The organism is Xanthomonas sp. F10 (genome assembly GCF_014206815.1).
Taxonomy (GTDB): domain Bacteria; phylum Pseudomonadota; class Gammaproteobacteria; order Xanthomonadales; family Xanthomonadaceae; genus Xanthomonas_A; species Xanthomonas_A indica.
The window spans coordinates 721,136-746,493 of the sequence record NZ_JACHNP010000002.1; the positions used below are offsets into that span (position 1 = coordinate 721,136).

At 70.8% G+C, this 25,358-nt stretch carries 20 protein-coding genes; 11 read left to right on the top strand and 9 right to left on the bottom strand.

The genetic code is table 11. The features are described from left to right. Positions 1-51: 51 nt before the first annotated feature. Positions 52-594, bottom strand: coding sequence for an O-acetyl-ADP-ribose deacetylase (locus FHR56_RS14560; RefSeq protein WP_160947538.1), 543 nt, complete (start codon positions 592-594; stop codon positions 52-54). A 125-nt stretch (positions 595-719) separates the two neighbouring features. Between FHR56_RS14560 and FHR56_RS14565 the strand changes: the two genes are divergently transcribed. Then, the gene (locus tag FHR56_RS14565; protein WP_160947539.1) at positions 720-1,223 is read left to right on the top strand and encodes a hypothetical protein; all 504 of its coding nucleotides are present in this window, start codon (positions 720-722) and stop codon (positions 1,221-1,223) included. A 22-nt stretch (positions 1,224-1,245) separates the two neighbouring features. On the opposite strand, the gene FHR56_RS14570 is transcribed toward FHR56_RS14565, so the two are convergent. Beyond that, the gene (locus tag FHR56_RS14570) at positions 1,246-1,752 is read right to left on the bottom strand and encodes an isoprenylcysteine carboxylmethyltransferase family protein (RefSeq protein ID WP_160947540.1); all 507 of its coding nucleotides are present in this window, start codon (positions 1,750-1,752) and stop codon (positions 1,246-1,248) included. 281 nt (positions 1,753-2,033) lie between these two features. Here FHR56_RS14570 and FHR56_RS14575 point away from each other — a divergent pair, with 281 nt between their 5' ends. Together FHR56_RS14575 and FHR56_RS14580 are read left to right on the top strand one after the other, a co-directional pair. Next, positions 2,034-3,158, top strand: coding sequence for a nucleoside hydrolase (locus FHR56_RS14575; RefSeq protein WP_160947541.1), 1,125 nt, complete (start codon positions 2,034-2,036; stop codon positions 3,156-3,158). Positions 3,159-3,277: 119 nt separating this feature from the next. Further along, positions 3,278-3,739: a hypothetical protein gene (locus FHR56_RS14580; protein ID WP_237473306.1), complete on the top strand. Its 462-nt coding sequence runs from the start codon at positions 3,278-3,280 to the stop codon at positions 3,737-3,739. Here FHR56_RS14580 and cysK read toward each other — a convergent pair. After that, positions 3,696-4,655 (bottom strand): cysteine synthase A, encoded by a 960-nt coding sequence (cysK, locus tag FHR56_RS14585; protein WP_160947542.1) that lies wholly within the window; start codon positions 4,653-4,655, stop codon positions 3,696-3,698. The genes FHR56_RS14580 and cysK overlap by 44 nt on opposite strands. A gap of 25 nt (positions 4,656-4,680) precedes the next feature. Further along, positions 4,681-5,865: a uroporphyrinogen-III C-methyltransferase gene (gene cobA / locus FHR56_RS14590; protein WP_160947543.1), complete on the bottom strand. Its 1,185-nt coding sequence runs from the start codon at positions 5,863-5,865 to the stop codon at positions 4,681-4,683. Between the two features lie 167 nt (positions 5,866-6,032). On the opposite strand from cobA, the gene FHR56_RS14595 reads away from it, so the two are divergent. Both FHR56_RS14595 and FHR56_RS14600 read left to right on the top strand, forming a co-directional pair. Beyond that, positions 6,033-7,016, top strand: a complete 984-nt coding sequence (locus tag FHR56_RS14595; RefSeq protein ID WP_160947544.1) for a LysR family transcriptional regulator — start codon at positions 6,033-6,035, stop codon at positions 7,014-7,016. A gap of 373 nt (positions 7,017-7,389) precedes the next feature. Beyond that, positions 7,390-7,977, top strand: coding sequence for a phospholipid scramblase-related protein (locus FHR56_RS14600; protein WP_160947545.1), 588 nt, complete (start codon positions 7,390-7,392; stop codon positions 7,975-7,977). A gap of 440 nt (positions 7,978-8,417) precedes the next feature. Here FHR56_RS14600 and FHR56_RS14605 read toward each other — a convergent pair whose 3' ends face one another. Further along, positions 8,418-9,620, bottom strand: a complete 1,203-nt coding sequence (locus FHR56_RS14605) for a GAF domain-containing sensor histidine kinase (protein ID WP_160947546.1) — start codon at positions 9,618-9,620, stop codon at positions 8,418-8,420. A 132-nt stretch (positions 9,621-9,752) separates the two neighbouring features. After that, a complete protein-coding gene (arsC, locus tag FHR56_RS14610) occupies positions 9,753-10,178 on the bottom strand; it encodes an arsenate reductase (glutaredoxin) (RefSeq protein ID WP_160947547.1) in 426 nt (141 codons plus the stop codon). Between the two features lie 413 nt (positions 10,179-10,591). Between arsC and FHR56_RS14615 the strand changes: the two genes are divergently transcribed. The 3 genes from FHR56_RS14615 to FHR56_RS14625 all read left to right on the top strand — a co-directional run bounded on the left by FHR56_RS14615 (position 10,592) and on the right by FHR56_RS14625 (position 14,551). Then, positions 10,592-10,996: a DUF2946 family protein gene (locus FHR56_RS14615; RefSeq protein WP_160947548.1), complete on the top strand. Its 405-nt coding sequence runs from the start codon at positions 10,592-10,594 to the stop codon at positions 10,994-10,996. Positions 10,997-11,063: 67 nt separating this feature from the next. Continuing rightward, positions 11,064-13,118, top strand: a complete 2,055-nt coding sequence (locus FHR56_RS14620; RefSeq protein ID WP_160947549.1) for a TonB-dependent receptor — start codon at positions 11,064-11,066, stop codon at positions 13,116-13,118. Beyond that, on the top strand, positions 13,118-14,551 hold the full coding sequence (locus FHR56_RS14625) for a PepSY domain-containing protein (RefSeq protein WP_160947550.1): 1,434 nt from the start codon (positions 13,118-13,120) through the stop codon (positions 14,549-14,551). Before FHR56_RS14620 ends, FHR56_RS14625 begins: the two co-directional genes overlap by 1 nt. A 304-nt stretch (positions 14,552-14,855) precedes the next feature. Here FHR56_RS14625 and FHR56_RS14630 read toward each other — a convergent pair whose 3' ends face one another. The 3 genes from FHR56_RS14630 to FHR56_RS14640 form a co-directional block, all read right to left on the bottom strand. After that, complete coding sequence (locus FHR56_RS14630; protein WP_160947551.1) at positions 14,856-15,596, bottom strand: phosphoadenylyl-sulfate reductase; 741 nt, start codon at positions 15,594-15,596, stop codon at positions 14,856-14,858. Then, complete coding sequence (cysI, locus tag FHR56_RS14635; RefSeq protein WP_160947552.1) at positions 15,593-17,317, bottom strand: assimilatory sulfite reductase (NADPH) hemoprotein subunit; 1,725 nt, start codon at positions 17,315-17,317, stop codon at positions 15,593-15,595. The genes FHR56_RS14630 and cysI overlap by 4 nt, the downstream gene beginning before the upstream one ends. A 140-nt stretch (positions 17,318-17,457) precedes the next feature. After that, a complete protein-coding gene (locus FHR56_RS14640; protein WP_160947553.1) occupies positions 17,458-19,332 on the bottom strand; it encodes an assimilatory sulfite reductase (NADPH) flavoprotein subunit in 1,875 nt (624 codons plus the stop codon). A gap of 194 nt (positions 19,333-19,526) precedes the next feature. Between FHR56_RS14640 and cysD the strand changes: the two genes are divergently transcribed. The 3 genes from cysD (at position 19,527) to FHR56_RS14655 (ending at position 25,347) form a co-directional block, all read left to right on the top strand. Next, positions 19,527-20,435, top strand: coding sequence for a sulfate adenylyltransferase subunit CysD (gene cysD, locus FHR56_RS14645; RefSeq protein ID WP_160947554.1), 909 nt, complete (start codon positions 19,527-19,529; stop codon positions 20,433-20,435). 44 nt (positions 20,436-20,479) lie between these two features. Beyond that, complete coding sequence (cysN, locus tag FHR56_RS14650; protein ID WP_184502684.1) at positions 20,480-22,423, top strand: sulfate adenylyltransferase subunit CysN; 1,944 nt, start codon at positions 20,480-20,482, stop codon at positions 22,421-22,423. A 245-nt stretch (positions 22,424-22,668) separates the two neighbouring features. After that, the gene (locus tag FHR56_RS14655; RefSeq protein ID WP_160947556.1) at positions 22,669-25,347 is read left to right on the top strand and encodes a M1 family aminopeptidase; all 2,679 of its coding nucleotides are present in this window, start codon (positions 22,669-22,671) and stop codon (positions 25,345-25,347) included. The last annotated feature ends 11 nt before the right edge of the window (positions 25,348-25,358 follow it).

Consider the following 25,358-nt stretch of genomic DNA (forward strand, 5'->3'; position numbering starts at 1 on the left):
GCTCAGAAGTACGCGGGGGGCGCTTGGCCGGGCCCGCCAGCGAGCGATCGCTCAGGCCGCGGTGGCGCACTGCACGTCGCGCAGCGCCTGCCGATACGCCTTGGCGGTGGCCTCGTTGTAGGCCACCAGGATGATCCGCTTGGGCACCGCGTGCGCGCGCTGCCAGGCATCGGTCTCGGTGACCGCGATGCGCGCGGCCTGGTGCAGCGGATAGCCATAGACGCCGCAACTGATCGCCGGGAACGCCACCGAGTGCAGACCCATCTGCTCGGCCAGGCGCAGCGTGCGCCAGTAGCAGTTGGCGAGCAGCGCGGGTTCGTTGTGGGCGCCGTCGCGCCACACCGGGCCGACGGTATGCAGCACGTGCCGCGCTTTGAGCCGGTGGCCCGCGGTCGCGCGAACCTCGCCCACCGGGCAGCGCACGCCGGGCTTGAGTTCCGGCAGGCGCCGGCACTCTTCCAGCAGGTCCGGGCCGGCGGCGCGGTGGATGGCGCCGTCCACGCCACCGCCGCCGAGCAGGGACTCGTTGGCGGCGTTGACGATCGCGTCCACGTCGAGTTCGGTGATGTCGCCTTGCCAGATTTCGATGTTCATGACGCGATCTTTAGGGGAGCCGAATGATGGACACGTGAGGGCAGGGCCACCGCCGTCGCGCGCTGCCACAGCCGCTTAACCGGCCGGCGGCAAGACTGGCGCGTCCCGATCTCAGCACCTGCGACATGAACCCGAACCCGCCGCCCCCGCAGGTTGCCGATGCCCTCGCGCAGGGCCAGATCATCCAGGCGATCAAGCTGCTACGGACCCACACCGGCATGGACCTGCGCAGCGCCAAGGAGCAGGTCGACGCGTGGCTGCTGGCCGGCGCGGCACGCTCGGTGACCGAACTGCTCGACCGCCACGCCTCCGGCCCGGCAGTGGCCACCAGGCCGGACACCGCAGCCAGGACGCAGGCGTCGACCGTGCCAGAGGAACGGCGCCTGCCGCCGGCGGCGGAGCTGGCGTTGCGCCGCGGCGAGCGGCGCGAGGCCGCCAAGCTGGTGTTCGCGCACTACCCGGACATGTCGCTGCGCGAGGCACTTGACCTGGTGCAACGGCATCTGCGGACGGCGCCGACGCTGGGCGCCGCCTCGACGGTGAGCGCCGGCGACCGCGGCGGGCGCTGGCGCTGGATCCTGCTGGCGCTGCTGCTGGCCGCGGCGGCGGCCTGGTGGCTGGCGCGCTGAGACGCGCCGGCGTGGCCGGTGGCTACAGCCAGCGCGCGACCTGCGCGCAGTAGCGGTCGTAGGCGCTGCCGAAGCGCTCGCGCAGGCGCGCTTCCTCGTAGGGGATCACCACCCACTGCAAGGCCAGCAGCGGCAACGGCAGCAGCAGCGCCGACCAGGGCCAGCCGATCTGTATGCTCAGGCCGAGGTAGCTCAGGGTCAGGCTGACGTACATCGGATTGCGGGTATGCCGGTACGGCCCGTGGCAGACCAACTGCGCCGGCATGCGCTCGGGCAGCAGGGTGGTGCGATCGCGCGCGAACAGCACGAAGCACCAGCACGCCAGCAGCAGACCGGCGAGCGCAACCGCGCCGCCGCCCAGTTGCAGCCAGGCCAGCGTGGCGCCCTGCGGCAGCGGCAGCGGAATCGCGCGCTGCAGGCTCGCGCCGAGCAGCAGCGCCAGCAGGAAATGCGCCGGCGAGGTCGTGCGGACCAGCAGCGGCACCCGCGTCTGCGCGCGCGCAGGCAGTCGATCGGTTCGGTCGTGCATGCAGTCCTTCCGTGGTGTGGGGGCGCGCCAAGTTTACGCGGCTGCCCACGGCATCGGCGCGGGCCGCGCGTCGTCGCCTCCCGTCATGGTGCAACGCGCGCCGCATGCCGGCACACCGCGGGGCATCGCCGCGCGTGGCGATGCAGGCAAACCCGATTACCCTAGCGCCCACGCGGCACGTCGGCTGTTCCGTTTCGACGCGCCGCCCTTCTCGCATCGAGCGGCGTGCCCGCGCGCCGATCGCGCCGTGTTTCCCGTTTCGCCACCGACCGCCCCGCCTCATGCCGATCGCCTCTGCCAGTGCCGCCACCACGCTCACCTCGCCATCCGCTAACGCCCCGCGCCGCCGCGTCATCCTCGAAGACGACATCGACGGCTTCACCCCCGCGCAGCTGTTGTTGCTGCAATCGCCCGAGGTCGAGGTGCTCGGCATCTCGGTGGTCAGCGGCAACATCTGGCGCGACGAGGCGCTGGCGCACACGCGGCGCCTGCTCGAGATCGCCGGGCGCGGCGAGGTGCCGGTGCTGCCCGGGCCGGTGTTCCCGCTGCTCAACAGCGAGCTGGCCACCGAGCGCTGGGAGGCGCTGTACGGCAAGTTGCTGTGGAAGGGCGCCTGGACCCGGCAATGGGTCGAGCACGACACGGTGCAGAGCGCGCCGCGCTATCACGCTCACGACGTGGTCCCGGATCTGCCGCTGGGCAATCCGAGCGTGGTGCAGGCGGCCAGCGAACCTGCCGCCTTGTTCATGATCCGCAAGGTGCGCGAGTTCCCGGGCGAGGTCAGCATCGTCGCCACCGGGCCGCTGACCAACCTGGCACTGGCGCAGCGGCTGGATCCGGAGTTCGCCTCACTGGCCAAGGAACTGGTCTACATGGGCGGCAGCCTCAATCCGCGGCAGCGCCGCGACAGCGTCTCGGCGGCGCAGTTCGCGCGCGAGTTCGTCAATTCGCCGCGGCGCGAGTTCAACATTCGCTGGGATCCGGAAGCGGCCAGCATCGTGATGCGCGCGCCGTGGCGGCGCATGGTGATGGTGCCGGTGGATCCGTCCACCGCCACCGAATTGACCCCGCAGCTGCTGGCGCGGATGAGCGCCGCCGACACCCCGATCGGCCATGCGCTGCGCCGGCGCGAACCCGGCTTCCCGATGTGGGACGAACTGGCCACCGCAGTGTGGCTGCGTCCGCAGCTGGCCACCGTCAGCGAGACCCTGTACGTGGACACCAACACCGAGTTCGGCGCCGGCTACGGCGACATCCTGTCGTGGGCGCCGGGCTACCAGCCGGGTTTGGGCGAGCAGGCGCAACAGGTGGTGCGCGAGGTCGACGTGGAGGCGATCGAACAGTTGCTGATCGAACGCCTGACCGCGCCGCAGCCGCCGGCGCTGGGCGCGCCGCTGCCGGGCTGAGGCATGGCGCATGCGGAGCTGCAGTCCGGCGCAAGGCGCGTTGCCATGACGTGCAGTGAACCCGCCTGGATGCCGCCTGCGTGCGGCGCAGGCGCGGCGTCTGCCTGGGCTCTGCCCGCATGAGCGCGTCCTCGCCCGATGTCCGCCTCGCGCAAGCGAAGGCCTTGGCCATGTCGCCGTTCCAGGACGCGCAGCGTGCCGATACGCCGCTGGCGCAGGCCGAGGCGCTGTTGCGCGCAGTGGCCAGGGCGGCGCCGACCGATGCCGACGCGCTCACCTGCCTGGGCGCGGTGCTGTGCGATCGCGGACACTACCGGCACGCGTTGACGGCACTGCGCCGCGCCGTGCGCTTGCAGTCCCACGATCGCAATACCTACTTCCACCTCGGCGTGGCGCTGCTCAACGCGGGCCGGGAGGCCGAGGCCATGGCGGCGTCCGGAAGGCGGCCACCTTGCGTGCCGCACCTGGGTCGTGGACGGCGTATTTCGATCCGCACGCGCACGAGCGATGCCGCGCCTGTGTGGCGCGGCGATGCGCTTACGGCAACCCGGCCAGCCAGTCGTCGTCGCTGCCTTCGTTGATGTCGGCGAACAGCGGCGTGGAGAAGTAGCGCTCGCCGGTATCGGGCAGCATCGCCAGGATCACCGCGCCGGGCGCCGCGGTTTCGGCCACGCGCAGCGCGGTGGCGACGGTGCCGCCGCCGGAGATGCCGGTGAAGATGCCTTCCTCGGCGGCGAGGCGGCGCGACACCGTGATGGCGTCGGTGTCCTCCACGCTCAGCACTTCGTCGTAGACCTCGCGGTTGAGCACGTCCGGCACGAAGTCCGGAGTCCAGCCCTGGATCTTGTGCGGCTTCCACTCCTGGCCCTGCAGCAGGGCCGCGCCGGCCGGCTCGGTGGCGGTGATGCGGACTTCCGGGCGGGCCAGGCGCAGCACTTCGCCGACGCCGGTGAGGGTGCCGCCGGTGCCCCAGCCGCTGACGAAGTGGTCGAGCCGGCGGCCGGCGAAATCGCGCAGGATCTCCGCGGCGGTGGTGCTGCGGTGATAGGCCGGGTTGGCCGGGTTGGCGAACTGCCGGGCCAGGAACCAGCCGTGCTGCTTGGCCAGTTCCTCGGCCTTGCGCACCATGCCGCTGCCGCGCTCGGCGGCCGGGGTCAGGATGACCTTGGCGCCGTAGGCGCGCATCAGCTTGCGGCGCTCGATCGAGAAGGTCTCCACCATCGTCGCCACGAACTTGTAGCCGCGCGCGGCGGCGACCATCGCCAGGGCCACGCCGGTGTTGCCGGAGGTCGCCTCGACGATGGTGTCGCCGGGCTTGAGCAGGCCGCGCGCCTCGGCGTCGAGCACGATCGCCAGGGCCAGGCGGTCCTTGACCGAGCCGCCGGGATTGAAGGCCTCGACCTTGACGTACAGGTCCAGGTGCGCCGGCGCCAGGCGCTGCAGCTTGACGATCGGGGTGTGGCCGATGGTGTCGAGGATGTTGTCGTAGATGGCCATGCGTGGGGTCTCCGAAAAGTGCGGGTCAGGCGGCGTGGGCCAGGGTAGGCACGGCCGGCTTCGGGGAAGGTGAGGGTGCCACGCCCAGCGGCGCGGCGCCGAACCAGTGCAGGGTCGACGCCAGCGCCGCCACCTCGCCCAGGATCAGCAGCGCCGGCGAGCGCACGCCGTGCGCGCGGGCGGTGTCCGGCAGGTCGGCGAGGGTGCCGGTGATCACCCGCTGTTCGGGGCGTGAGCCGTTTTCGACCAGGGCGAACGGGGTGTCGGCGGCGCGGCCGGCGCGCAGCAGGCGCGTGCGCACCGTGTCCAGCCCGGCCACGCCCATGTACACCGCCAGGGTCTGTCGTTGCTGCGCCAGCGCGGCCCAGTCCAGGGTGTCGAACGAATCCTTGCAGTGCGCGGTGACCAGGCGCAGCGACTGCGCATGGTCGCGATGGGTCAGCGGGATGCCGGCGTAGGCGGCGCAGGCCAGCGCCGCGGTGATGCCGGGCACCACCGCATAGGGCACGGCGTGGGCGCGCAGGTATTCCAGTTCCTCGCCGCCGCGACCGAACACGAACGGGTCGCCGCCCTTCAGCCGCACCACCCGGCGTCCGCGCCGCGCGTGTTCCAGCAGCAGCGCGTGGATCTGCTCCTGGGCCACGCTGTGGCCATCGGCCGACTTGCCGACGGCGATGCGTTCGGTGCCAGCCGGCAGCAAGTGCAGGATCGCGGGGCTGACCAGACGGTCGTGCAGCACTACGTCGGCCTGGCGCAACGCATGCAGCGCGTGGCCGGTGAGCAGGCCGGGATCGCCGGGGCCGGCGCCGACCAGGGTCACGCTGCCCGGGCGCAGTGGCAGCGCCTCGCCCGTGGCGGTATCGGCGGCCTCGGCCGCAGACACCGGCTCGGCCGGCAACGCTTGCGCCAATACCCGCCGCGCGGCCGCCGCCTGCAGCGCCTGGCGGTTGGTCGCGGCGTCCTCGCTGGCGGCCACCAGGTACCAGACCGTCTCCAGCCAGGCCGTATCGAAGCTGCCACGCAGCCACGCCAGCCGGCCATTCGCGGCCAGCGCGTGCAGTGCCGGGGTGAGACTCGGCGCCGCCACCCGCGGCACGGCGCCGGCGGCCAGCAGCGCCTGCACCTGTCGCTCGGCGGCCGCACCGCCGCCGATCACCAACACGGCCCGGTCGCGCAGGTCCGGATACAGGGCAATCGGGGCAGGGCTCACAGGGACGGCTCGCAACGCGGGGAGGGGCGGAGTGACGACCGTAGCGCCGGCTCATAGCCCCAGGAAATGACTTCATGCCCAAGGCAGATAGCTTTCGGTTATAAGGTGAAAGGCCGAATTCCACTACAGTCGAGCGTCCCGCCTGGCGGCGCCTCGCCCTCGTCCCGATGACGCTGACCCAACTCCGCTATCTCGTCGCCATTGCCGATGCCGATCTGAACATCACCCTGGCGGCGGCGCGCGTGCATGCCACCCAGCCGGGGCTGTCCAAGCAGCTCAAGCAGTTGGAGGACGAACTGGGCTTCCTGCTGTTCGTGCGCAAGGGCCGCAGCCTGGAAACGGTGACCCCGGCCGGGCGCGAGGTGATCGAGCGCGCCCGTGCGGTGCTGGCCGAGGCCAACAACATCCGCACCTACGCGGCCAACCAGCGCCGCGAGAGCCAGGGCCAGCTGACCCTCACCACCACGCACACCCAGGCGCGCTTCGTGCTGCCGCCGGCGGTGGCGCAGATCAAGCAGGCCTATCCGCAGGTCAGCGTGCACCTGCAGCAGGCCGCCGAGAGCGCGGCGCTGGACCTGCTCAGCCAGGGCGATGCGGACATTGCCATCGTCAGCACCGCCGGCACCGCGCCGGCCGCCGGCATCGCCGTGCCGCTGTATCGCTGGCGGCGGCTGGTGCTGGTGCCGCGCGGGCATGCGCTGGACATGCCGAAGCGGGTGCCGGACATGGCCGCGCTGGCGGCGCAGCCGCTGATCAGCTACGAATCCTCGACCCGCGCCGGCTCCTCGCTGCAGCGCGCCTTCGGCCGGCTCGGGCTGGAGCCGCGGATCGCGCTGACCGCGCTGGACGCGGACCTGATCAAGACCTACGTGCGCACCGGGCTGGGCGTGGGCCTGCTGGCGGAGATGGCGGTGAGCGCCAACGACACCGACCTGCGCGCCTGGCCGGCGCCGCCGGAGATTCCGGACTGCATCGCCTGGGCGGTGCTGCCGCGCGACCGGGTACTGCGCGACTACGCGCTGGAGCTGGTGCACGTGCTGGCGCCGCAGATCGACACGCGCGACCTGCGCCGGGTGATGGAAGGCAACCAGCAGCCGGACTGGCCGGCACCGCCGAGCTGGGAAGAACTCACCCAGACCATCACCAGCTAGACGCCGGGAGTCGGGAATCGGGATTGGGGAATCGCGGTGAAGCCGGGAATGGGGAATCGGGATTGGGGAATCGCGACAGCGGCGTCCGGGACTGATGCGTGGATTGGCTTCAGACCGACATTCGAGCAAAAGACGTGCGGCAACGACAACGCGGTGTGGTATTCGAATGCCGGAATGCACACCACGCATCGGCGCGGGCGCCTGCCGCGACGGCATCGTGCGCGTTGCCGCGGCCGGAGCCGCCCCCTATCATGCGGCCCCTTCTGCCACCCGGCAGACCGCGACCCTGGACTGCCGGCGGCTGCCGGCCATGCGCCGCCGCCGTGTGGCCGACGCCCGGGGCGCGTCGACTTTCCCAACGCAAGGACGCCCGATGCATCCTGTTCTCCAGCACAACCTGTTCTTCGTCAAGGAACAGGTCGGCATGTTCAAGGCCGCCAACAACTACGACGTATTCGATCCGCACAGCAACCGCAAGCTGCTGGAATGCCGCGAGCCGCACCTGGGCGTGTTCACCAAGCTGCTGCGCTTCACCGACTACAAGCGCATGACCCCGTTCCAGGTGGAAGTGCGCACGCCGGACGGGCACAAGGTGCTGACCGTGAGGCGCGGCGTGTCGCTGTTTTTGTCCACGGTCGAGGTGCTGGACGAGCACGACCGGCGCGTGGGCTCCTTCAGCCAGAAGTTCTTCTCCATCGGCGGCAAGTTCGATGTGCTCGATGCCCAGGGCGCGCCGGTGTGCACGCTGCGCGGCAAGTGGACCAGTTGGGATTTCCGCTTCGTGCAGGGCGAGCGCGAACTGGCGCAGGTGTCCAAGAAATGGGCGGGACTGGGCAAGGAACTGTTCACCAGCGCCGACAACTACATGCTGTCGATCGCCGAGAGCCTGCCGGCCGAGGATCCGCGGCGGATCCTGATCATGGCGGCGGTGTTGTGCATCGATATGGTGTTGAAGGAGTGATGGTGAAGCCGGGAATGGAGAATCGGGATTGGGGAATCGCGGTGAAGCCGGGAGTAGGGAATCGGGATTAGGGAAGCGCGTGAAGCCGGGAATGGAGAATCGGGATTGGGGAATCGCAAAAGCCGGCTTCTCGCGGCTGCTGCACCCTGGCCCCACCACGCTGAGTGGGAGGCGCCGTTGTGGGAGGGACTTCAGTCCCGACTGCAATGCTGCGGGAAGATCCTAGGGCTTCGCTTGTTGCTGCCGAGGCCTGGCCAAACGCGCGATTGCCCGTAGGAGCGGCTTCAGCCGCGACGGGCATTCCCTGTGGCGTGTCCATTTGCTGCCCAACGGCGCTTCTTCGCTACAGCTCAGGCGGTGCTAGCCCCAACCCCTTTTCCCCCCGGGAGAAGGTGCCCCGAAGGGCAGATGAGGGTGCGGAGGCCTGCGCCCAGCGCGACTCAGGCGTCGGCCGTTGCTGCCGGCAGCAGCACGGTGAAGCGGCTGCCATGGCCGGGCTGGCTGCGGACTTCGACGGCGCAGCCCAGAGTCTCGGCGGTGCGGCGGACGATCCACAGGCCCAGGCCGAGGCCGTCACTGCGCGGGTCGGCCTGTTGGAAGGCCTGGAACATCGTGCGCAGGCCGGCTTCGTCCATGCCGATGCCGCGGTCGATGATTTCCACCGCCACGCGATCGCCACGGCGCCGGCAGCCGATCAGCACCTTGCCTTGCGCGGTGTACTTGACCGCGTTGCCCAGCAGGTTGCCGAGCAGCGTCGACAGCAGGGGAGCGCTGCTGCGCACGCGCAGCGAGGTCGGCACGCTGCGCAGCTGTACGCCCTTGGCCGCGGCCTGCGGCTGCCAGGTGGCCAGGATCGGCGCCAGCACGTCGGCCAGGGCCAGGTCGTGCAGCGCCGGCAGGCGCAGTTCGCCGGCGGCGGCATTGGTGGCGAGCTGGTCGAGCCCGCTGGCGACCTGGTTCAAGGCCGCGCGTGCGGTCTCCAGCGGGCCGTCCTGCGCGGCGTCGTGCTGGCGCTGCAGCTTGCTCAGCGCGTAGGACGCGGTGCGCAGCGGGGTCTTCAGATCGTGGCCGGCGATGGCCATCAGGCGGCTGCGGTAGTGGTTGGATTCCTGCGCCAGCTGCAGCGCCTTGCGCAGTTCCAGTTGACCCATCGCCTGTCGCGCCAGCGCGCGCAGCGCTTCGATCTGCTCGTAGCTGAGCTGGCGCGGGCGCCGGTCCAGCACGCATACCGTGCCCAAGGCCAGGCCGTCGGAGGTCTTCAGCAGCGCGCCGGCGTAGAAGTGCAGGCGCATCTCGCCGGTCACCAGCGGATTGCAGGCGAAGCGCGGGTCCTCGCGGGTATCCGGCACCAGCAGCAGGTCGTCCTCGAGCAGCGCGTGCGCGCACAGCGAGGTGGCCAGCGGGGTTTCGCGCGTGCCCAGCCCGATCTCGCTCTTGAACCACTGGCGCTCGCTGTCGATCAGGTTGACCACCGCGATCGGCGCCTGGCAGATCAGCGCCGCCAGCCGGGTGATGTCGTCGAATGCCGGCTCGCGCGGCGTGTCCAGGATCGCATAGCTGTGCAACGCATCCAGGCGCAGCGCTTCGTTGCGTGGCTTGACCGCGCAGTAGACCGGGTCGGCGGCGGGTTCGACGGTGGACATGCAGCGCGGCTCGGTCAGGAAGACGCGCAGTCTATGGTACCTGTCACGGTTTTTGCCGACGCGGCGTTCACATGGCACTCGCGTGGGCTGCACCCGCCCTTAGCGAATCCGTCGGCCCCCGCCGTCAGCGCTTCAGCCCACCCAGCGGCCCTGTGCGTCGACCAGCGGCGTGCCGTCCTCCTTGGCGAAGGCGCCACGCTGCGGCGATGGCAGGATGTCCAGCACGGTCTCCGAGGGCCGGCACAGGCGCGTGCCCAGTGGGGTAACCACGATCGGCCGGTTGAGCAGGATCGGGTGCTGCAGCATGGCGTCCAGCAATGCGTCCTCGCCCAGCGCCGGATCATCCAGTCCAAGCTCGGCGTACGGCGTGCCCTTCTGCCGGATCAGTGCGCGCAGCGGCTGGCCGCTGGCCGCCGCCAGCGCCTGCAGGGTGGCGCGGTCCGGCGGCGTCTTCAGGTACTCGATCACGGTCGGTTCGACGCCGCTGTTGCGGATCAGCCCGAGTACGTTGCGCGATGTGCCGCAGACAGGGTTGTGATAGATCGTGATGGTGGGCATGCGGCGGCTCGTTGATTGGGCGGGACAAGGGCGACCGTACGGAAATCTTCTGCGCGGCCGCGGCCGATGGTGCCGCAATCGCGGTGCCATGCAAGGGCGACGCGCGTCGGGCACGCCATGTGCACGGCGCCCGTGGCGGTCGTCGCCAGGTGGGAAAGGCGTGCCTGGCGTCGATCCACAGAGACGGGATGATCCGGCCGGGCAACGGATGGACCGCGCTGCCGGGCGACTGGCAGGCGGCAGGACGACGGCGCTGGGGCTACGGCCGGACGGAGGTAGCGGCCGCCATTGCGGAGTGCGGCCTGCCGACCGAGGACGCGTCCTTCCTGCACCGCCACGACGCGCCTGCGTCACTTCGCCGCACGCGGCGTCGCACGCGTTTCAATGGCCAGCGCACCCTCTAGAATGCGCCGATGGTCCGTCTCCGCCAGTTGCCGTCGTATTGGGCCGCGCTCGCCGCGCTGGCGCTCGGCCTGTTGCTGCTGGCGCCGCCGATCAGCCAGTGGCGGCAGGCACAGGCCGAGGCGGCCGCGCTGCAGGACCAGGCGCTGTGCAGCAGCGGCGGCCTGCGTCTGGCGGCGCTGGCAGGTGCCGTCTCCGCGGCGCATGGCGGCCATCACGACGATGCCGGCCTGACGCACGCGCCGGCCTGCGATTATTGCCTGCTGGCCGCGCGGCTGCTGCCGTGGGTGGCGCTGTTGCTGGCGCTGCTGCCCTGGCGCTGCCCTCCGGCGCCGGGGGCGGCGCTGCGCCGCCGTGTCGTCACGGCCACCGCACGCCGTGCACACCCGGTACGCGGGCCGCCGCTGTTCTCCTGATCCACGGGTTGCCGTTTCCGTGCCGCGGCATCGCTGCGGCATGTCCTCGTGCCGATGGAGTTTCGCAATGACCCGCTTTCCTGCCATGCCGCCCGTGGCGGCGTGCTGCTGTGTCCTTCTCGCAGCGGCCGCGCCCGCCCAGGCCGCCGATGCGCCGCCCGGCGCCGCCGGCGATTCCGTGCTGACCCTGGGCAAGGTCCAGGCCACCTCGCCGCTCGCCGCCGGTTCCAACGCGCGTAGCGTGTTCAGTTCCGTCGACATCCTCGGCGGCGACCTGCTGCAGGACCAGCACGTGGACTACAGCTGGGAACTGCTGATGCGCGCGCCCGGCGTGCAGGTGACCCAGTTCAAGATGGGGACCGACGCCGGGCGCTTCTCCTTCCGCGGCTTCAATGGCGAGGGCCGGGTCAATGCGGTCAAGCTGCTGATCGACGGCGTGCCAAGCAACGACAATGCCGGCGCCATGCCGTACCTGGATGCGGTGTTTCCGCTGGACATCGCCGCGATCGAGATCGTGCGCGGCACCAACGACCCGCGCTACGGCCTGGACGCGATCGCCGGCAGCGCCGACGTGCTGACCCGCAGCGGCGGCAACGACGGCCGCGCCAGCGTCACCGTCGGCAGCTTCGGCACCCGCGAGGTGCAGGCGACGCAGGGCATCGAGCGCGGCGCCTGGAGCCAGAACTACGTCGCCGCCTGGCGCGACAGCGACGGTTACCGCGACCATGCCGACGCGCGCAAGCGTGCGTTCTCCGGCAAGTGGTTCTATACCGATCCGGACGGGCGCTGGCGCGCCGGGCTCAGCGCGCGCGACTACCGCAACACGGCGCTGGAGGCGGGGTATCTGGATTACGCCACGGCGCAGCGCGCACCGCGCAGCTCCCCCGATTACGCCCGCGACGATCGCAGCCAACGCCACACCACGCAGGTGTCGCTGCACCTGGATGCGCGCCTGGCCGACAGCGTGCAGGGCAGCGCCAAGGCGTACTGGAACCGCTACGACAATCAGCGCTGGGTGCGCTTCACCGCCGCCGGCGCGCAGCAGGAGCGAGACACCGACGAGCGCCAGCGCGGCGTGCTGGCCAGGCTCAGCTGGCACCCGGCGCTGGCCCGCGCCGACGCCTTCGCGCTGGAGGGCGGGGCCGATGCGCAATGGCAGGACAACGTCTCGCAGCGCTATCGCACGGTGGCGCGCGTGCGCACCGCGCCACTGCGCGACTGGCACTTCGACCTGCATACCGAAGGCGCCTACGTACAGGCGGTGCTGCGCCCGACCGCGCGCCTGCAACTGGTGCCCGGCTACCGGGTGGATCGGGTCGGCGGGCAGTTCCGCGACCTCGCCAGCGGTGCGCGCTATCCCACCTACGCCTACGGCACGATTCGCCAACCCAAGTTCAGCGCGGTGTATGCGCTGACCGCGCAGGCCAGCCTGTACGCCAACATCGGCCGCAGCTTCCAGATCGGCAGCGGCAACGGCGCCTACCGCACCCAGGCGCGCAACCTCGCGCCCTCGTTCAACGATGGCTGGGAGAGCGGTCTCAAGTTCGCCGGCGCGCAGCAGCGCTGGGACGCGCGCGTGGCCTACTGGGAACAGCGCGCCTCCGACGAGGTGGCCACCATCCTCGGCGTGAACGGCAGCGTCGGCACCGGCGAGGTCGGCAACGTCGGCAAGACCCTGCGGCGCGGCTGGGATGCGCAACTGAACCTGCGTCCGGACGAACGCTGGACGCTGTGGCTGGCCTATTCCCGGCAACGCGCGCTGATCGTCACGCCGGATCCGAGCGCGCCGGCCACCCGCGGCAAGGAGATCGAGAACGTGCCGCACTACCTGGCCACCGCCGGTGTCGACTGGCAGGCCACGCCGCGGCTGACGCTGTCAGCCTGGGGTAACGCGCAGGGCGACTACTATGTGGAGCGCAGCAACACCCTGGGCCGCTATGGCGGCTATGCGCTGGCCAACCTCGGCGCGACCTGGCGCTGGCGCGCGCAGCGCGAGGTCTCGCTGCAGCTGAAGAACCTGACCGATCGGCACTACGTCTACGCCTGGTACGACAGCGGGTCCTCCGGCTACTCGCCCGGCGATGGCCGCGCGCTGTACGCCACGCTGAGTTGGGGCTGGTGATGGCGACGAAAGCCATCACCACCGAGGCGCCGCCAGCGCGCTTCTACCGTGCGGTATGGCGCTGGCATTTCTACGCCGGTCTGCTGGTGCTGCCGCTGCTGGTCTGGCTGGCGCTGACCGGCGCGGCCTTCGTCTACCAGCAGCCGATCGACGGCTACTTCCATCGCGCGCTGAAGACCGTGCCGGTGCCGGACCACGCGCCGGCGCTGGCGCCGCAGCGCGTGCTGGATGCGGCGCTGGCCGCGCAACCGGGCCAGGCGCTGCGCTACACCACGCCGCCGCGGCGCGATGCTTCGGCGGAAGTGACCATCGCCACCGCCGACGGCCACCGCGAGGTCGTCTACGTGGATCCGTACCGGGCGCGGGTGCTGGGCCGGTTGCCCGAGCACGGCACCGTGGCCTGGACGATCCGCCGCCTGCACAGCCTCGACTACGTCGGCTGGTTCGCCAACGCGCTGATCGAGGTGGCGGCGGGCTGGGCGATCCTGCTGGTGCTCACCGGCGTGTACCTGTGGTGGCCGCGCGGGCGCCGCGGCGGCGTGACCACGGTGCGCGGGCGGCCGGCGCAGCGCGTGTTCTGGCGGGATGTGCATGCGCTCACCGGCAGCGTGGTCGGCGCGCTGCTGCTGTTCCTGGCGCTGACCGGCATGCCGTGGTCGTGGTTCTGGGGCGCGCAGGTCAACCGCCTGGCCAATGGCCATCACTACGGCTATCCATCCGGGCTGCGCGTGGATCTGCCGATGTCGACGCAGCGGCTGAGCGACAGCGAGGTGCCGGCGTGGTCGCTGCGCCAGGCGCGCCTGCCGCAGTCGTCGCCGCCGGCCGCGGACCCGCATGCGGCGCACGGCGCGCACGATGGCCACGGCGGACACGACGGCATGGCCGGCATGGCGGACGCCGCGCCGGCGGCGGGCGCGATCGGCCTGGATGCGGCGGTGGCGCGGTTTCAGGCGCGCGGCATCGCGCCGGGCTACAGCGTGGCATTGCCGCGCGGCGTGCGCGGGGTCTATACCGCCTCGGTGTATCCGCCGGACCTGGCCCAGCAACGGGTGATCCATCTGGACCAGTACAGCGGCCAGGTGCTGCTGGACATGCGCTATGCCGACTACGGCCCGCTGGCCAAGGCGCTGGAGTGGGGCATCAACGTGCATCTGGGCCAGGAGTACGGGGTGCTCAACCAACTCGTGCTGATCGGCGCCTGCCTGGGCATCGTGCTGTTGTGCGTCAGTGCCGCAGTGATGTGGTGGAAACGGCGCCCGCACGGCAGGCTTGGGGTGCCGCCGCTGCCGGCAGACCGGCGCACCTTGCGCGGCGTGGTCGCGCTGCTGGTGCTGGGCGGGATGCTGTTCCCGCTGGTCGGTGTGTCGTTGCTGCTGATGTTGGCGCTGGACTGGGCGCTGGTGCTGCGGCGCGAGCCGGCGGTGGGGGCTTAGCGGGTCGAGGTCGGAATCCACTGTGATTTCGCCGCGATCAGCGCAGCATCGGCGCATTCGGGTTCGCTGCAGTCAGGACTGAAGTCCCTCCCACAAGGAGCGGGTCAGCGGTCATCGCTGCCGTCAGCACTTGCGCCGGAGACAAGGGGCTATCCGTGTGGGAGCGGCTTCAGCCGCGACCGGGCATTCATGGGAACGCCCGGTCGCGGCTGAAGCCGCTCCTACGGAAAAGACCGGTACGGCGGCCACGTCTGTCGCGGGCGAAGCCGCGCCTACATAAAGGCCGAACGCGTGCTGGAGGGCCTTACAGATCTTCGTGGATCCCGCACTCGCGCTTGAGGCCGAAGAAGCGGGTGTCTTCCTCGCGCATGCCCGGTTCCCAGCGGCGGGTGGTGTGGAAGTCGCCGATCGAGACGTAGCCCTGTTCCCACAGCGGGTGATAGGGCAGGTCGTGCTGCTGCATGTACTGCCACAGGTCGCGGTCGCTCCAGTCGGCGATCGGGTTGATCTTGTAACGCTCACCGCGCTTCTGCACGAACGGGGTCTGCGCGCGGCTGTCGGACTGGCTGCGGCGCAGGCCGGTGAACCAGGTGCCGACCTTCAGTTCGTCCAGGGCGCGGCGCATCGGTTCGACCTTGCGCAGGTTGTTGTACTGCTCGATGCCGACCATGCCCTGTTCCCACAGGCGGCCGTGGCGCGCTTCCATCCACGCGCGGCTGACCAGCGGGCGGTAGATCTTGAGGTTGAGCTTGAGCCGCTCGGTCAGCGCGTCGGCGAAGCGGTAAGTCTCGGCGAACAGGTAGCCGGTGTCGATCAGGATCACCGGGATGTCCGCGCGCTGCCGGGTCAGCAGGTGCAGAGTGGCCGCCGATTGCGCGCCGAAGCTGGACGACAGGGCGGCTTCGGCCGGGCCGTGCTGCAACGCCCAGGCCACGCGCTCTGGCGCGGGCAGCGTCGCCAGCAGCGCATTGGCGGCATCGAGATCCATGACCGGCACCGGTGCGTTGGCGGGGGCGTCTTGGGAGGCGGCGGGCAGAGCGCTCATGCGTGCAGTTCCGACGGAATCAGGTGACGGTGGGTGGGATAGGCGGGCAGGGCGACCACGCCGGTGCGGTGCAGGAAGTCGCCGAAGCGCTCGTCCGCGTCCCGCTCGTTGGCATAGCGCGCGAACAGCGGTTCCAGCGCGGCGAGGATCTCCGGCTCGGCGACGTTCTCGCGGTACAGGGTGTTGAGGCGCTGGCCGCGGTGGTCGCCGCCGAGCATCAGGTTGTAGCGGCCCGGCGCCTTGCCGACCAGGGCGATTTCGGCCAGGTACGGCCGCGAACAGCCGTTCGGGCAACCGGACAGGCGCAGCAGGATCGGCGCGTTCTCCAGGCCGTGGCGGGCCAGCAGCGGCTGCAGCTGCGCGGCGAAGGCCGGCAGGTAACGTTCGGCCTCGGCCATCGCCAGGCCGCATGTAGGCAGGGCCACGCAGGCCATGGCCGCGCGCGCCAGCGCGGTCGGCGCGCGGTTGCCGGCGTCCAGCGCATGCGTGCGCACCAGTGCGTCGATCGCCGCGCGTTGCGCGGCGGGGATGCCGGCGATCACCAGGTTCTGGTTCGCGGTCATGCGGAAGTGCGCGCCGTCGCCGGCGTCGCGCAGGTGCACGGCGATCGCGCGCAGGCCGCTGAGGTGCTGCGCGCCGTCGACGTGGTCGGCGATGCGTCCGGCCGGCAGCGACAGGGTCAGGTGCCAGCGACCGTCCTCGCCGGCCTGCCAGCCTTCGCGGTCGCCGTTGTGCTCGAAGGCGAAGTCGCGCACCGGCTGCAGGCGCACGCCGGCGCGGCGCTCGATTTCCGCCAGCACCGTATCCAGGCCGTGGTCGTCGATGGTGTACTTGAAGCGCGCGCGCTTGCGCACGGTGCGGTTACCCAGGTCGCGCTGGGTGGTGACCACGGCGGTGGCGACGTCGAGCAACTGCGCGCGGTCGATGAAACCGACCACGTTGGCCACGCGCGGGTAGGTCTCCGCATCGCCATGGCTGGCGCCCATGCCGCCGCCGAGGCTGACGTTGTAGCCGGCCAGCGTGCCGTCGGCGTCGAGCACGCCGATGAAGCCCAGGTCGTTGGCGAACACGTCGACGTCGTTGATCGGCGGCAGCGCGAAGCCGATCTTGAACTTGCGTGGCAGGTAGGCATTGCCGTAGACCGGCTCGTCCTCCTGGCCGCTGCCGGCGACCTGCTCCTCGTCCAGCCAGATCTCGTAGTAGGCGCGGGTGTTGGGCAGCAGGTGTTCGGACACGCGCGCGGCATCCGCGTAGAGCGTGGCGTGCGCCTGCGAGGCCAGCGGATTGGCGGCGACCTGCACGTTGCGATTGACGTCGCCGCAGGCGGCGAGGGTGTCGATCAGCGCGGCGTTGATCGCCTGCATGGTCGCCTTCAGTTCGCGCTTGATCACCCCGTGGAACTGGAACGCCTGGCGCGTGGTGATGCGCAGCGAGTGGTTGCCGTAGGTGGTGGCGATGGCATCGAGCTTGAGCCACTGCACCGGATCCACCACCCCGCCCGGGGTACGCGTGCGGATCATGAACTGGTAGGCCGGCTCCAGCTTCTGCCGGCGCCGCTCCTCGCGCAGATCGCGGTCGTCCTGCTGGTAGCTGCCGTGGTACTTGATCAGGGTCTGATCGTCCTCGCGCAGCGCCCCGGTGACCGGATCGGCCAGGCTCTGCAGCAGCGACCCGCGCAACCGCTGGCTGTGGTGCTTGATGTCTTCGACGGAGTGGGACATTGAAAGGCCGGGATTCGGGAATGGGGATTCGGGATTGGAAAGCGGTCGGCGCTGCGGCGACTGGTCAGCACCTTCGGCAGTTCTCAGCGCAGGGATAGCGGCTCTGACGAATCCCCAATCCCGAATCCCCAATCCCCGCCTCAATAGACATCGCGCGCATACCGCCCCTCCTGCTGTAGCTGGCTGAGGTAGGCGGCGGCGTCTTCGGGGCTGCGGGCGCCGTGTTCGGCGACGATGTCCAGCAGGGTGGCGTGCACGTCCTTGCCCATGGCGATGGCGCCGCACACGTACAGGTACGCGCCGTGCTGCAGCCAGTCGTAGACGGCGCGGCCGTGTTCGCGCAGGCGCTGCTGCACGTACACCTTGGACGGAGCGGTGCCGCCGCGCAGCGGCTGCACGTCGCGCGAGAACGCCAGGTCCAGCCGGTGCAGTTCGCCGCTGCGCAGTGCCTGTTGCCATTCGGCCTGGTAGAGGAAGTCGCGGTTGAAGTGGCGGGCGCCGAAGAACAGCCAGTTGCGGCCGCTGGCGCCGCTTTCGGCGCGTTCCTGCACGAAGCCGCGGAACGGCGCCACGCCGGTGCCGGGGCCGATCATCAGGATGTCGCGGCTGCCGTCGGCCGGCACGCGGAAGCGTTCGTTGGGTTCGATGTACACCGGCGCGCTGTCGCCTTCGGCCAAGGCGGCCAGATAGCCGCTGGCGGCGCCGCCGTGGGCATGGCCGTGGGCGTCGTAGGCCAGCACGTCGACGGTGAGGTGGGCTTCGTCGCCGACCCGCTTGCGGCTGGAGGCGATCGAGTACAGGCGCGGGACCATCGGCCGCAGCGCCTGCAGCAGCGCGGCGTGGTCCCAATCCGCCGGCCAGCGGCGCAGCACGTCGATCACTTGGTGATCGGCGAGCAGCGCCGCCAGGCCGGCGGTCTGGGTGGGGTCGAGCAACTCGGTCAGCGCGCTCGCGCCGGCGCGTTCGGCGACCGCACTGAGCAACGGGCGCGAGGCCCGGGTCAGTTCGCGGTGGCCGCTGAGCCACTCGTGCAGGGACAGTGTCTGCCCATCGGCGGTGAGTTCGGCGTGACCGTCCAGTCGGGTCGCGGTCAGGATCGCCTCGACCAGCGCAGGCGGATTGCGATGGCGCACGCCCAGGGCGTCGCCGGGCTCGTAGTGCAGGCCGCTGCCGGCCAGCGACAGTTCGAGGTGGCGCACGTCCTTGTCGGCCTGGCCGTGCGCGGCGTAGCGCGGTCCTTTGAAATCGCGGCCGCTGATCGCCTGGTTGGCCAGCACCTCGGCGGCGAACGGCTGGGTGCGGCTCCACGCTGACGCAGCGGTGCCACGCAGCGGCGTCACCGTGGCCGACGGCGTCGCGGGCGTGCGGCCCAGGATGTCGCGTGCCTGCGCCAGTGCCTGCGCGCGCCACGGCGCCGCCACCGTCTCGATCTCCAGGTCGGCCTCGCCGAGCGGCAGCAGCCGCTGCGCGCCCAGTTCGGCCAGGCGCGCATCCAGGCGCCGGGCGATGCCGCAGAAGTCGGCGTAGCTGGAGTCGCCCAGGCCGAGCACGGCGTACTGCAGCTGCGGCAGCTTGGGTGCGCGCCGGCCCTGCAGGAACTCGACGAAGCCGATCGCATCGTCCGGCGGGTCGCCCTCGCCCTGGGTGCTGATGACCACGTACAGCAGGCGCTCGTTGCTCAGCTCGCGGGTGGGATAGACGTCGGCGCGCAGCAGGCGCACCGCCAGCCCGGCCGCCTCGGCCTCGGCCGCCACCTGTTCGGCGGCGCGGCGTGCGTTGCCGGTCTGGCTGCCGTAGACAATGCTCAGCTGCGGCGTGGGCGAGGGCGCCGCGGCGGCACCGGCGACCACGGCCAGGGCCGGCGCCGCCGGACCCTGCGCCTGGGCCAGGCCGGCGGCGTAGCCGGACAGCCACCACAGCCCGGCCGCGTCCAGGCCTTCCACGGTCCGCGCCAGCAGTGCCTTGCGCTCCTCGGGCAAGGGGCTGGGCGGCAACGCGGGCGAGGCGGCGGTCATGGCCGGTCCGGGTGTTGGGAAGGGATGACCGATGTTAGGGAAGCGTTGCGTGGTGCAGAAAGGAACAGGGGTTATCGGCTCATGCCCGGGGCTTATTTCTGCGAGGTGCCCGGCGCGACGCACACTGCCGCCCCGACCGCCACGACCGCTGCTACGCTTCGGTCCGGTCTCCACTGCCTGCCGCCGCCGTTTCGATGAGTGCGTCCGCCCTGTCCCATCTCGACCGTCTCGAGGCCGAGAGCATCCACATCCTGCGCGAGGTTGCCGCGGAGTTCCGCAACCCGGTGCTGCTGTATTCGGTGGGCAAGGACAGCTCGGTGCTGCTGCATCTGCTGCTCAAGGCGTTCGCGCCGGCGCAGCCGCCGATTCCGCTGCTGCACGTGGACACGCGCTGGAAGTTCCGCGAGATGATCGCCTTCCGCGACCGCCGCGCCGCCGAGACCGGGGTGGAGCTGCGCGTGCACATCAATCCCGATGGCGTCGCCCAGGACGTCGGCCCGTTCAGCCACGGCCCCAGCGTGCACACCGACGTGATGAAGACCCAGGCGCTGAAGCAGGCCCTGGACCTGTGGAAGTTCGATGCCGCCATCGGCGGGGCGCGCCGCGACGAGGAGAAGGCGCGGGCCAAGGAGCGGGTGTTCTCGTTCCGCAACGCGCACCACCGCTGGGATCCCAAGCAGCAGCGCCCGGAGTTGTGGAACCTGTACAACCCGCGCATCCATCCCGGCGAGAGCGTGCGCGTGTTCCCGCTGTCCAACTGGACCGAGCTGGACATCTGGCTGTACATCTACCGCGAAGCGATTCCGGTGGTGCCGCTGTACTTCGCCGCCGAGCGCCCGGTGGTGGAACGCGACGGCGCGCTGATCATGGTCGACGACGCACGCCTGCCGCTTCGCCCCGGCGAAACCCCGCACCTGCGCCGCGTGCGCTTCCGCACCCTCGGCTGCTACCCGCTGACCGGCGCGATCGAGTCGCAGGCCGACACCCTGGAGACGATCATCGCCGAGATGCTGCAGGCCACCACCTCCGAACGCCAGGGCCGGATCATCGACCAGGACCCGGGTGCCTCGATGGAGCAGAAGAAGGTGGAGGGCTATTTCTGATGAGCCGGGATTCGGGATTGGGGATTGGGGATTCGCAAGAGCGGATGTCGGCGGCGGATGCGGTGTCGGGAGGGAGCGCTGTGACGAATCCCCAATCCCCAATCCCCAATCCCGTAGGCGGCGCCGCCGTCGCCGCCTACCTGCAGCAACACGAACACAAGCCGCTGCTGCGCTTCATCACCTGCGGCAGTGTCGACGACGGCAAGAGCACCTTGATCGGGCGCTTGCTGTACGACAGCAAGCGGCTGTTCGACGACCAGCTGGCCGCGCTCGGCGCCGACAGCAAGCGTCACGGCACCCGCGGCGGGGCCATCGACTACGCGTTGCTGCTGGACGGCTTGGCCGCCGAGCGCGAGCAGGGCATCACCATCGACGTGGCCTACCGCTACTTCGATACCGACCGGCGCAAGTTCATCGTTGCCGACTGCCCGGGGCATGCGCAGTACACCCGCAACATGGCCACCGGCGCCTCCACCGCCGACGTGGCGGTGGTGCTGGTCGACGCCGCCAAGGGCGTGCTGACCCAGACCCGCCGGCACAGCTACATCGTCGCCCTGCTGGGCATCCGTCACGTGGTGCTGGCGGTCAACAAGATGGACCTGGTCGACTTCGCGCAGGACACGTTCGACGCGATCGCCGCCGAGTACCGTGCGCTCGCCACGCAGCTGGGCATTGCCGACGTGCAGTGCATCCCGCTGTCGGCGCTGGAGGGCGACAACCTGTCGCAGCGCTCGGTGCGCACGCCCTGGTACGCCGGCCCGGCGCTGCTCGAACACCTGGAAAGCGTGCAGCTGGGCGCGCGCAGCGGCGACAGCGGCCTGCGCCTGCCGGTGCAGTGGGTCAACCGCCCGCACGCGCAGTTCCGCGGCTTCGCCGGCACCGTGGCGTCCGGCGCGGTGCAGCCCGGCGATGCGGTGGTGGTGCTGCCGTCGGCGCGGCGCGCGCAGGTCGCGCAGGTGCTGGTCGGCGCCGAACCGGTACCGCGCGCGGTGGCCGGGCAGGCGGTGACGCTGACCCTGACCGAGGAGATCGATGTCAGCCGTGGCGATGTGATCGCCGCCGCCGACGATCCGCCGGAGGTGGCCGACCAGTTCGCCGCGCACGTGCTGTGGATGGACGATGCCGCACTGCTGCCCGGTCGTCCGTACTGGCTGAAGATCGGTGCGCGCACCGTGGCCGCCAGCGTCACCGAGATCAAGCACCGCATCGACGTCAACACGCAGGAGCGGCTGGCCGCCAAGCGACTGGAACTCAACGAGGTCGGCTACTGCAACCTGGCGCTGGACCAGCCGATCGCCTTCGCTCCGTACGCGCAGGATCGCACGCTCGGCGGCTTCATCCTGATCGACCGCCACAGCAACGCCACCGTCGCCGCCGGCACCCTGGATTTCGCGCTGCGCCGTGCCGGCAATGTGCACTGGCAGCACCTGGACGTGGACAAGGCCGCGCGTGCGCGGATCAAGGGGCAGACGCCGAAGGTGCTGTGGTTCACCGGCCTGTCCGGCGCCGGCAAGTCGACCATCGCCAACCTGGTCGACAAGCGTCTGCACGCGCTGGGCTACCACACCTTCATTCTCGACGGCGACAATGTGCGTCATGGCCTCAACCGCGACCTGGGCTTCACCGCCGAGGACCGCGTCGAGAACATCCGCCGCGTCGCCGAGGTGGCCAGGCTGATGACCGATGCCGGATTGATCGTGCTGGTCAGCTTCATCTCGCCGTTCCGCGCCGAGCGGCAACTGGCGCGCGAGCGTTTCGGCGAGGGCGAATTCCTCGAGGTGTTCGTCGACGTGCCGCTGCCGGTGGCCGAGGCGCGCGACGTCAAGGGCCTGTACGCCAAGGCGCGCGCCGGCCTGATCCCCAACTTCACCGGCATCGATTCGCCGTACGAAGCGCCGGAGCGGCCGGAACTGCACCTGCACGCCGATGGCGACAACGTCGAAGCGCTGGCCGCGCAGGTGCTGGCGGCGCTGGGGCTGCAGGATTGAGGCGGGATCCTGACGTTGCGGCTGGCGTGGCCGGTGTGGATCGTCTCGCCGCGCCACGCCACAGCACACCTGTCGTCGGAGCGGCTTCAGCCGCGACCCGGCCTTCCCGGTGATGCCCGGTCGCGGCTGAAGCCGCTCCTACGAGAACCTTTCCCGCCGCGCGAGGGTCTGCTGGCGTCATCACGTGACAGCCGCGGCCGCGCGTGCTTAAGTCGTCGCCCTCCTCATCGGCGAAGGCCCCGTCCATGCCAGTTCTGTCCCGTCGCGTGCTGTTCTCCGTCCTCGCGCTGTGCTGCGGCGCGGCTTGCGCGCAGGCGCCCGATGCGGTGCCGACCGGGCGCCTGCCGGCCTGGGCGGTCCCCGAGCACTATGCGCTGGATCTGAAGATCGATCCGGAACGCACCGATTTCGACGGCACCGCCACCATCCGTGTGCGCCTGGAGCGCGCCTCCGACCATCTGTGGCTGCACGGCAAGGAATTGCGGGTAAGCAAGGCCACGCTGCGCACCGCCGATGGCGCCTCGTTCCCGGTGCGCTACACGCAGGCCGACGCGCAGGCGGGCGTGGCCCGCATCGCCTTCGGACGCACGCTGCAGCCGCAGGAACTGACCCTCACCTTCGTCTACCGCGCGCCGTTCAATCAGCAGCTGCAGGGCCTGTACCAGGTCAAGGCGCAGGGGCATGCCTACGCCTTGACGCAGATGGAGCCGATCAGCGCACGCTATGCCTTTCCCGGCTTCGACGAGCCGGCGCTGAAGACGCCGTTCGCACTGCGCCTGACCGTGCCCGAGGGCGAGCAGGCGCTGGCGAACACCCGCGCCACGTCCACCGAGCCGGCCGGCAAGGGCTGGAAGACCGTGCGCTTCGCCGAGACCGTGCCGCTGCCGACCTATCTGGTGGCCTATGCGGTCGGGCCGTGGGACGTGGTGGACGGGCCGGCGTTGCCGGCCACGCCGCAGCGTCCGCAGTCCGTCCCGCTGCGCGGCGTGGCCGCGCATGGGCAGGGGCCGCGCATCCGGCGCGCGCTGCAGCAGACGCCGGAGATCATCGCCGCGCTGGAGGACTACTACGACTTCGGCTATCCGTTCGACAAGCTGGACCTGGTGGCCGCACCGGACTTCTCCGCCGGTGCGATGGAAAACCCCGGCTTCGTGACGTTCCGCGACTGGCTGCTGTTGCTGGACGACGATTCGCCGCGGCACAACGTCGAGGGCTCGTTCAACGTCACCGCGCACGAACTGGCGCACCAGTGGACCGGCGACACGGTGACCATGGCCTGGTGGGACGACCTGTGGCTCAACGAGGCCTTCGCCACCTGGATGCAGCAGAAGATCACCATGCGCCTGCGGCCACAGTACCGCGCCGACCTGGACCGCATCAGCGCCGCGCAGGACGCGATGAACAACGACAGCCTGGTCAGCGCACGCAAGATCCGCCAGCCGATCACCGGCAACGGCGACATCGAGACCGCCTTCGACAGCATCACTTACCGCAAGGGCGCCGCGGTGCTGGGCATGTTCGAACAGTTCGTCGGCGAGGACACCTTCCGCAGCGGCATGCGCGCCTATATCCGCGCGCACCGCTTCGGCAACGCCACCGCCGACGACCTGGTCGACGCCATCGCCGCCGCGGCCGGCAAGGGCGCCGACTTCAAGGCGGCGTTCCGCAGTTTCCTGGATCAGCCGGGCGTGCCCTCGCTGCAGGTGCGCTTGCAGCCGGAGGCGAGCGGTGCGGTGCTGCAGTTGCACCAGCAGCGCTTCCTGCCGCTGGGCTCGCGCGGCAGCGCCGCGCAGACCTGGGGCGTGCCGGTGTGCGTCAAGTACGGCACGCGCCAGGGCGTGCGCCGCGCCTGTCAGATGCTGGCCGCCAGCGACGGCCGCCTCGCGCTCGCCGGCGCCGATGCCGACAGCTGGGTGATGCCCAACGCCGGCGGCACCGGCTACTACCGCTTCGCCCTGCCCAAGCCGCAACTGACGGCGCTCGGCCGCCACCTCGATGCGCTCGACGACGCCGAGAAGCTGGCCTATGCCGACGCCATCGACAGCGCGTTCCGCACCGGGGAGGCCGACACCGGCGATGTGATCGCGGCGATGCAGCAGTTGGTGCCGGCCAAGGCCACGGCGGTGGCGACCGCGCTGAACGACCGCATCGGCTGGATCTGGCGGGTCCTGGCCCGCGACGACGCACAGCGCGCCATGCTGCGTCAGGCCACCGAGGCGGCATTCGGCGCACGCCTGCAGGCGCTGGGGTATCAGCGCCGCGCCGGCGACAGCGACGACGATGTTGCGTTGCGCTCCGAACTGGCCGAGCTGCTCGGGGTGACCATGGGGGTGCCGGCGGTGCGACAGGCGCTGCTGGCCCAGGGCGATGCGGTGCTGGCGGGCAAGGGCGGCGCATTGGACTTCGCCGCCGCCAATCCGGATCTGCTCGATGCCGCGCTGACCGTGGCGGTGCAGGAGCGCGGCGCGCCGGCGGTGGACGCGTTGATCGCCGCCCTGCGCGGTCACGGCGAACCGGCGCAGCGCAACGCGATGATCGCCGCGCTCGGCGCCGTGCGCGATCCGCAGCAGTTGCAGAAGGTGCGCGATTTCGCCCTGACCGATGCGATCAAGGTCGGCGAGATGACCCGCCTGCTGATGGGCGCGCATGCCGAGCCGGCCACGCATGCGTCGATGTGGCCCTGGTACACCGCGCACTTCGATCGCATCGCGGCGCGCTCCGGCTCCTTCGACGGCGGCCGCTTGCCGGCGTTGGCTGCCGCCGGCGGCTGCGACGCTGCCGAAGCGGACCGGCTGGAGGCGTTCTTCACCCCGCGCCTGAAGGCGCTCAGCGGTGCCGACCGCGGCCTGGCGCAGACCGCCGAAAGCATTCGCCTGTGCAGTGCGCTGCGCGAACGGCAACACATCGCCGTCGCGCCGCGCTGAGGGTGACGAAC

What these genes read in the sequence shown, in the direction of transcription:
- FHR56_RS14560 (WP_160947538.1), bottom strand. Translation starts at nt 594, where the DNA reads ATGAACATCGAAATCTGGCAAGGCGACATCACCGAACTCGACGTGGAC.
- FHR56_RS14565 (WP_160947539.1), top strand. Translation starts at nt 720, where the DNA reads ATGAACCCGAACCCGCCGCCCCCGCAGGTTGCCGATGCCCTCGCGCAG.
- FHR56_RS14570 (WP_160947540.1), bottom strand. Translation starts at nt 1,752, where the DNA reads ATGCACGACCGAACCGATCGACTGCCTGCGCGCGCGCAGACGCGGGTG.
- FHR56_RS14575 (WP_160947541.1), top strand. Translation starts at nt 2,034, where the DNA reads ATGCCGATCGCCTCTGCCAGTGCCGCCACCACGCTCACCTCGCCATCC.
- FHR56_RS14580 (WP_237473306.1), top strand. Translation starts at nt 3,278, where the DNA reads ATGAGCGCGTCCTCGCCCGATGTCCGCCTCGCGCAAGCGAAGGCCTTG.
- cysK (WP_160947542.1), bottom strand. Translation starts at nt 4,655, where the DNA reads ATGGCCATCTACGACAACATCCTCGACACCATCGGCCACACCCCGATC.
- FHR56_RS14595 (WP_160947544.1), top strand. Translation starts at nt 6,033, where the DNA reads ATGACGCTGACCCAACTCCGCTATCTCGTCGCCATTGCCGATGCCGAT.
- FHR56_RS14600 (WP_160947545.1), top strand. Translation starts at nt 7,390, where the DNA reads ATGCATCCTGTTCTCCAGCACAACCTGTTCTTCGTCAAGGAACAGGTC.
- FHR56_RS14605 (WP_160947546.1), bottom strand. Translation starts at nt 9,620, where the DNA reads ATGTCCACCGTCGAACCCGCCGCCGACCCGGTCTACTGCGCGGTCAAG.
- arsC (WP_160947547.1), bottom strand. Translation starts at nt 10,178, where the DNA reads ATGCCCACCATCACGATCTATCACAACCCTGTCTGCGGCACATCGCGC.
- FHR56_RS14615 (WP_160947548.1), top strand. Translation starts at nt 10,592, where the DNA reads ATGGTCCGTCTCCGCCAGTTGCCGTCGTATTGGGCCGCGCTCGCCGCG.
- FHR56_RS14620 (WP_160947549.1), top strand. Translation starts at nt 11,064, where the DNA reads ATGACCCGCTTTCCTGCCATGCCGCCCGTGGCGGCGTGCTGCTGTGTC.
- FHR56_RS14625 (WP_160947550.1), top strand. Translation starts at nt 13,118, where the DNA reads ATGGCGACGAAAGCCATCACCACCGAGGCGCCGCCAGCGCGCTTCTAC.
- FHR56_RS14630 (WP_160947551.1), bottom strand. Translation starts at nt 15,596, where the DNA reads ATGAGCGCTCTGCCCGCCGCCTCCCAAGACGCCCCCGCCAACGCACCG.
- cysI (WP_160947552.1), bottom strand. Translation starts at nt 17,317, where the DNA reads ATGTCCCACTCCGTCGAAGACATCAAGCACCACAGCCAGCGGTTGCGC.
- FHR56_RS14640 (WP_160947553.1), bottom strand. Translation starts at nt 19,332, where the DNA reads ATGACCGCCGCCTCGCCCGCGTTGCCGCCCAGCCCCTTGCCCGAGGAG.
- cysD (WP_160947554.1), top strand. Translation starts at nt 19,527, where the DNA reads ATGAGTGCGTCCGCCCTGTCCCATCTCGACCGTCTCGAGGCCGAGAGC.
- cysN (WP_184502684.1), top strand. Translation starts at nt 20,480, where the DNA reads ATGTCGGCGGCGGATGCGGTGTCGGGAGGGAGCGCTGTGACGAATCCC.
- FHR56_RS14655 (WP_160947556.1), top strand. Translation starts at nt 22,669, where the DNA reads ATGCCAGTTCTGTCCCGTCGCGTGCTGTTCTCCGTCCTCGCGCTGTGC.